Source organism: Sphingobacterium yanglingense, from assembly GCF_004363245.1.
GTDB lineage: Bacteria > Bacteroidota > Bacteroidia > Sphingobacteriales > Sphingobacteriaceae > Sphingobacterium > Sphingobacterium yanglingense.
The window spans coordinates 105,749-111,843 of the sequence record NZ_SNYV01000004.1 but is presented as its reverse complement, the minus strand read 5'-3'; the positions used below and the strand labels follow the sequence as shown (position 1 = coordinate 111,843).

At 40.3% G+C, this 6,095-nt stretch carries 7 protein-coding genes and 1 pseudogene; 4 read left to right on the top strand and 4 right to left on the bottom strand.

What is annotated here, in order from left to right:
- Together CLV99_RS02115 and CLV99_RS02110 are read right to left on the bottom strand one after the other, a co-directional pair.
- Positions 1–330: pseudogene (locus CLV99_RS02115) on the bottom strand (hypothetical protein); the annotation flags it as partial.
- Between the two features lie 125 nt (positions 331–455).
- Positions 456–1,532, bottom strand: coding sequence for a PLP-dependent cysteine synthase family protein (locus tag CLV99_RS02110; RefSeq protein ID WP_211348384.1), 1,077 nt, complete (start codon positions 1,530–1,532; stop codon positions 456–458).
- Between the two features lie 202 nt (positions 1,533–1,734).
- Here CLV99_RS02110 and CLV99_RS02105 point away from each other — a divergent pair, with 202 nt between their 5' ends.
- The gene (locus tag CLV99_RS02105) at positions 1,735–2,193 is read left to right on the top strand and encodes an Lrp/AsnC family transcriptional regulator (protein ID WP_133582838.1); all 459 of its coding nucleotides are present in this window, start codon (positions 1,735–1,737) and stop codon (positions 2,191–2,193) included.
- 22 nt (positions 2,194–2,215) lie between these two features.
- On the top strand, positions 2,216–2,584 hold the full coding sequence (gene arsC / locus CLV99_RS02100) for an arsenate reductase (glutaredoxin) (protein WP_133582837.1): 369 nt from the start codon (positions 2,216–2,218) through the stop codon (positions 2,582–2,584).
- A 61-nt stretch (positions 2,585–2,645) separates the two neighbouring features.
- Here arsC and CLV99_RS02095 read toward each other — a convergent pair whose 3' ends face one another.
- Both CLV99_RS02095 and CLV99_RS02090 read right to left on the bottom strand, forming a co-directional pair.
- Positions 2,646–3,272, bottom strand: coding sequence for a hypothetical protein (locus CLV99_RS02095; RefSeq protein WP_133582836.1), 627 nt, complete (start codon positions 3,270–3,272; stop codon positions 2,646–2,648).
- A gap of 121 nt (positions 3,273–3,393) precedes the next feature.
- Complete coding sequence (locus CLV99_RS02090) at positions 3,394–3,891, bottom strand: SMI1/KNR4 family protein (protein WP_133582835.1); 498 nt, start codon at positions 3,889–3,891, stop codon at positions 3,394–3,396.
- A gap of 148 nt (positions 3,892–4,039) precedes the next feature.
- On the opposite strand from CLV99_RS02090, the gene CLV99_RS02085 reads away from it, so the two are divergent.
- Positions 4,040–4,717, top strand: coding sequence for a response regulator transcription factor (locus CLV99_RS02085; RefSeq protein WP_133582834.1), 678 nt, complete (start codon positions 4,040–4,042; stop codon positions 4,715–4,717).
- Positions 4,714–6,090 carry a sensor histidine kinase gene (locus CLV99_RS02080; RefSeq protein ID WP_133582833.1) on the top strand — a complete coding sequence of 459 codons (1,377 nt, stop codon included), beginning with the start codon at positions 4,714–4,716 and terminating at the stop codon, positions 6,088–6,090. Before CLV99_RS02085 ends, CLV99_RS02080 begins: the two co-directional genes overlap by 4 nt.
- Positions 6,091–6,095: the final 5 nt, after the last annotated feature.

Here is a 6,095-nt window from a genome sequence, read left to right as displayed (position 1 = left end):
GATACAGGGCATAAAGAATGCCGCAAAACCACCCAAAAGACCAGCGATAAAGATACCCCACATCGACTTATCATCTGCAGCGGCACCATCTGTAGCTACAGTTGCTGTAGCATCTACCGTCGCAGTACTGTCAACCTGTGCACTACCAGTATCCTGTCCATCAGAGAATACGATATCGTCAGGGACTTCAGCTCCTTGGGTGCTGTCGGTGACGCTACCATCTGTAAATGTAAGACCAGAGACGTCAGATAGACTATCCGCCTGTTGGCCGATAGCTACACCTGAGAACATCAGTAACAGGATTGAAAAAACATACAAAAATGCTTTCATAATTTTAGTTTAAAGAGATTAGTTTTTGTTAAACCAATTTAAGTGAGGTCCGCCAGGATCCTAAAATCCCGGCTTACCACACAAACACAAACAACACCTAAATAAATTTAGGCTGAAACAAGTCTTTATAGTACGCTTGATCCGAACAATGATTTTTCCAAGCGCGCTATAGGCTGGAAGCCTGTGAAATCTAAATCTGTAGAGATATATCCTTCTTTCACCGGCTGCTCTTTAACAAGATCCGTACTTAAATATTTTTTATTATCGTCACATAGAAGCGTTACGACAACAGCTTCATCGCCCAACTCTTCCTTCAATTTAATAGCTCCAATCACGTTTGCACCAGAAGAGATACCTACAGCCAAACCTAACTGTCCTGCCAATTTCTGAGCCATGATAATAGAATCACCATCTGACGCACAAACAACAGAATCCAACTCTTCCAACTTAACGATTGCAGGAATGAACTCATCAGAGATACCTTGAATACGGTGTGCTCCTACTTTGTAACCTGTAGTAAGCGTAGGACTTTCCTGAGGCTCTAACGGGTGAATACGAACTGCAGGGTTATAATTTCTCAATTGTTTACCTACGCCCATTACCGTACCACCAGTACCTACACCAGCAACAAATGCATCCGCAATAAGACCTTTACTAGCTAATTGCAATGCAATTTCCTTACCTGTAGTAAGTTCATGTGCTTCGGCATTATATTCATTTTCAAATTGTCTTGGCAAGAACACGCCCCCTTGTGCAGCAAGCTCTTCACTAAGGCGGATACTTCCTAAGAAACCACCTTCTTCTTTACTAATCAATTGAATTTCGGCACCCATACTTTTAATAATATCGATACGCTCTTTACTCAACCAATTTGGCATAATGATTTTCACTTCATGTCCCAACGCTTTACCGATAGCCGAGAATGCAATACCTGTGTTTCCACTAGTCGCTTCGACAATCATATCTTCAGGTTTGATCTGACAATTAGAATATGCCTTATAAAGAATGTACAATGCCATACGGTCTTTGATACTGCCTGTAAGATTGTAGTTTTCACATTTTACATAAATCTTTCCTGGTTTACCTTTGTACACGTACTGCAATTCTAGCATAGGTGTATTTCCAACCAAACACCACAAATGCTGAAAGCGACTATCCAACTCTGGAGATAAACATTTGCTAAAAGTAGTTTCCTCTATCATTATTTATTTAATAAATTATATTTTTAGAAATTTTTCGAATATAATATGGTCTTCATACTAAACTGCACAAAATTCTAACAAAACAAAATAATATTCAACACAACGATAATAATTCAATAATTTTTATCGAACCACCAAACAAAACCAATAAAAAATACAGATTAAAATAGTAATTTAGCAGCGTCACCAAAAAAAATACGTTATGGAACTGGATCAAACAGACAGGAAGCTATTAAAACTATTACAAGAGGATGCAACTCTTAGTAACAAAGAGCTCTCATTAAAACTGCACAAATCCATAGCCGCGGTCCACGAACGCGTCAAAAAGCTCAAAGCCGCAGGCTATATTCGTAAAACAGTAGCGATCCTGGATCGTCATAAGATCGGAATTGGATTAATCTCTTTCTCTCAAGTATTCCTCAAAGCACACACCTACGAGGTTCTCAATGAATTTGAACGGGAGGTTGCCAAGTTTCCGGAAGTCATGGAATGCTATCAAATGGCCGGGTCTTATGACTTCATGCTTCGCATAGCTACAAAAGACATGGATGCCTACCATTTATTCTTAAGACATAAACTGGCCGTTCTCCCCCATGTCAGTACGGTTCAAACTTATTTTGTACTATCAGAAACAAAAAGCGAAACAGCATACTCTTTTTAGATGAACGCAAAGGATAGTTCAAATGAAGACGGACAGCAGTATTAAGATATACCACAATACAAGCTGCAGCAAGAGTTGTGCTGCATTGGAACTTCTCTTAAAAAATGGAGAAACTCCTGAGGTAATCCACTACCTCAAAGATACCCCAGATAGAGGAGAACTCAGTTTAATATTAAACTTGCTCCAGTTGAGACCACTAGATCTCATCCGGACAAAAGAACCATTATTTCAAGAAAAATTCGCCCATCTCACCTTATCGGATGAGGAATGGCTTGATATTCTATTGAAACACCCTATTCTGATAGAACGTCCAATAATCATCGTGGGCGACAAAGCGGTAATCGGCCGCCCTATAGAACGGATTTTTGATATTATCGAGCGACGCGACTAGAAAAACAAAGAGGGAGCTCCCAAGAGCTCCCCCAAACTAGAACAGTATAAATCAATAAACCTTAGTTTTTCTTGAATTCTTTCAAACTTCCATCTGCATTGAAGTAACCGGAGTACTGTCCACGTGTCCCCTGCACCCCCGTCATCCACTGCCCTTTTTGGAGCATCACATTTAAATTGTAGTAAATATGGCCGTCGATTTTAGCCCCTTCTACCTCTTTAGACTGCTCTTCTAATTGTTTATAAATATCAGCAACAGTCTCAAACTTAAGTGTACTTAGTGGAAACACATTCGCCGACATATCACCATCACCTGAAATCTGGACAGCCTGAGGCTCTTGCCATTTTCCTCCCTGAAATAAATAATCGTCGATATTTTCTGGCTTATCTGGATCCTGAAGTGCTAATTGCACACGGCCATCCTCATAGAAGTGAATATTCTGGAACACCTTAACATCTTTACCTTTAAATTTAGGCATATCTTTCAATGCCGCTTCTGCTTTTTTCAAAGCATCGCGATTTGTAAGGAAATTCCCTTCTTGCTCGGCATCACCTTTGTCTGATTCCGCCCCATTTTTTCCAGCTTCTTCTGTCGTTTGGGTATTATTCTCTGCTTTCTTGTTACCCTCACCACAAGCTGCAAAAAGCATAGTAGAGAGAACTGCGATTGTCAATAGTTGTTTTTTCATCTTCTATATTTTTAGTTTTAAACTTTTTGTTAATTACATCGTTGAATTACAAAAGCAAAACTAAGGAGACAAGGCTAGGAAAAGAATCCCCGAAACCAGTGGTTTTACTCCCCCCCCTTTTTTAACGGAAGAGTCGCTCATATTTATCGATCAACCTACCTTCAGCCAGGGCTTCCATGAACATCAGAAAACTATCTGCAACCCACTCTACCTCTTCGTATTCAGGCTCTCCCCCAAAATAAATCTTCCCCCAGTTATTTTCCCCGACTCCAATAGAAAAATGACTATACCCGCCTTCGACAGACAGTATGATAGGGATGTGCCTGTCCCAAAAATCACTAACCAAACCCTGAGCAGTTGCATCGCCCTCAAGAGCTTCCATAGACTCGCGTTCAAATTCATCCCATCTAAACTCTTCCACCTCGTCCTCATTAAAATCCGTTATACTATTAAACCAAGTCGTATCTGCCTTATTAGCGAGTAACGAAAAGGAGTTCAAAAAATCAATATACTCAATAGGCAACTTTGGGTATCGACTTAAAAACTGCTCCGACAAACCAACTGTCGGCCCACTTTTTGCAATATAATTTGGGAAAAGATGCAAATAACCTTGTATCATAAAAGTGAAAATTGAAGAAGTGAAAAACATCTTAAGCAACGAAAAAAAAACGACAAAAATGATATACATGCATTAGATTTTTCTAATGTTGGGCATATTTTAACAAATAAAAAGCAATTTCGTAACCGAAAACAGCAGACACATCGCTATGAATATACTTTTGGTTGAAGATGAAATTCGGGTTGCCGAATTTATAAAAAAGGGACTACATGAAGCTGGCCACCAAGTACAGGTGGCTTATGATGGGGCCACTGGTTTAAAACTAGCCTTAGAACAAGAGTTTGACTTACTGATTCTGGATGGTATACTTCCCCACTTGAACGGTACCGAAATCTGTAAACATGTACGCAGGCTCAAAACAGATGTCCCCATCTTGATGCTAACCGCTCTCAGCACGATCCAAGACAAGATCGAAGGATTCAATTGCGGTGCAGATGATTACCTGACCAAACCCTTTCATTTTGACGAGCTGTTGGTTCGGATCAAAGCGCTATCCCGTCGTACCACATACCACAACAATAGCATAGAATACCATGCCGAAGATCTAAAAATGGATTGTTTTTCCAAAACTGTACAACGCAATGGACAAGCGATCACATTAACGGTTAAAGAATACGCTCTCCTAGAATATCTTTTGGTCAACAAAAACCGTGTCATGTCGCGAGCACAGATTGCCGAAGCTGTTTGGGGCATTGGTTTCAATCGAGGAACCAACCTTATTGATGTCTATGTAAACTATCTACGAGCTAAAGTCGACAAGGGCTTTAATCCTCCTTTAATCCACACAGTCGTAGGCATGGGCTATATTCTTAAAGATAAAGCATGAAGACAAAAACCCGATTGATTTTCCAATTCAGCCTACTTTTCGCTTCACTTCTTCTTGCTGTAATGGGAATCCTATATTTCCTGGTATCCAAGGAAATAGACCGCAGCTTTCACAAGAGACTGGAAGACAGAGCTTATATTGTAGGACACAACTACTTGGCCAGGGATAACTTTTCAAAAGAAGAGTACCAAGAGGTTCTTCATAAATTCCCCAGAACACTCCCCACAGAACAAATTCGAATTTACGACACCAACTACAACTCTATGTTCATAGAGGAAAAAGGTATAAGCTGGGACAAAGCAACAATAGATCGTATCATCGCCCAAAAAACGGTATTTTTTAAACGTGACGACGTTCCGTCGATCGGTATATTATACAAAGATAATTCAGGTGATTTTGTTATCATTGCTTCGGCGCAAAACATCTACGGCGAGCAGTCACTTCAGGAATTACGCTATGCCATGATCATCAGCTTTGTGCTAGCAATAGTCTTGACAGTCTTGTTGGGACGTGTATTTGCAAATTGGATACTTTCGGCCATACGGGACGTCATCGTACACATGAAGCGAATAGAGGCCAACAATCTACACGAACGCCTTCCGCTGCGCGGAATACGGAATGACGAAATCGAACAGCTTAAAGAAACCATAAACCAAGTTTTTTCGAGACTCCAACAAGCTTTTGAAATGCAGCAATCATTTGTGTCCAACGCTTCGCACGAACTAAAGACCCCCATAGCGGTACTTCTGGGTAATGCAGAAATAACACTACGTCAAGAACGTAGCACCGAAGAATACAAAGAGGCATTAACCCACATTGTGAAGGACTGCCAAAAGATGGACAACCTCATCCATAATCTACTTTCTCTCGCACAGGTAGATTATCAGATGGCAAACATAAAGCAATTTGCATTTGAAGATTTCCTTTGGGACATGATGGATGATCTCTTACAACGGAACCCAGCTATTAAAGTAGCTATACATCTCCAAGTAGAGAAAAACCTAGATGCCATTCAACTCCATGGCAACCCCAAACTTTTAGAAATAGCGATTACCAATCTCATCCATAATGCGGCCAAATTCTCCGACTTTCAGGAGATATCCATCGCTATCCACGTCAAGAACAACAATCTATTCATAACCATAGACGATAAAGGAATAGGTATTAGTGAAGAAGATTTGTCCAAGATATTAACACCTTTCTATCGTGGCAAAAATGCGATAGGACATCTTGGCTCTGGCTTGGGCCTCTCGCTATCTCAAAAAATAATCCACCTACATAAGGGGACATTATCGATCACTTCGCAAATTGCCCAGGGCACGAGTATGGTCATCAAACTTCCTTACACAGAAAAGGAGATTAAAAAATTCTAATGCCA

Coding starts and splice junctions, on each gene's coding strand:
- CLV99_RS02110 (WP_211348384.1), bottom strand. CDS start 1,532: ATGATAGAGGAAACTACTTTTAGCAAATGTTTATCTCCAGAGTTGGAT.
- CLV99_RS02105 (WP_133582838.1), top strand. CDS start 1,735: ATGGAACTGGATCAAACAGACAGGAAGCTATTAAAACTATTACAAGAG.
- arsC (WP_133582837.1), top strand. CDS start 2,216: ATGAAGACGGACAGCAGTATTAAGATATACCACAATACAAGCTGCAGC.
- CLV99_RS02095 (WP_133582836.1), bottom strand. CDS start 3,272: ATGAAAAAACAACTATTGACAATCGCAGTTCTCTCTACTATGCTTTTT.
- CLV99_RS02090 (WP_133582835.1), bottom strand. CDS start 3,891: ATGATACAAGGTTATTTGCATCTTTTCCCAAATTATATTGCAAAAAGT.
- CLV99_RS02085 (WP_133582834.1), top strand. CDS start 4,040: ATGAATATACTTTTGGTTGAAGATGAAATTCGGGTTGCCGAATTTATA.
- CLV99_RS02080 (WP_133582833.1), top strand. CDS start 4,714: ATGAAGACAAAAACCCGATTGATTTTCCAATTCAGCCTACTTTTCGCT.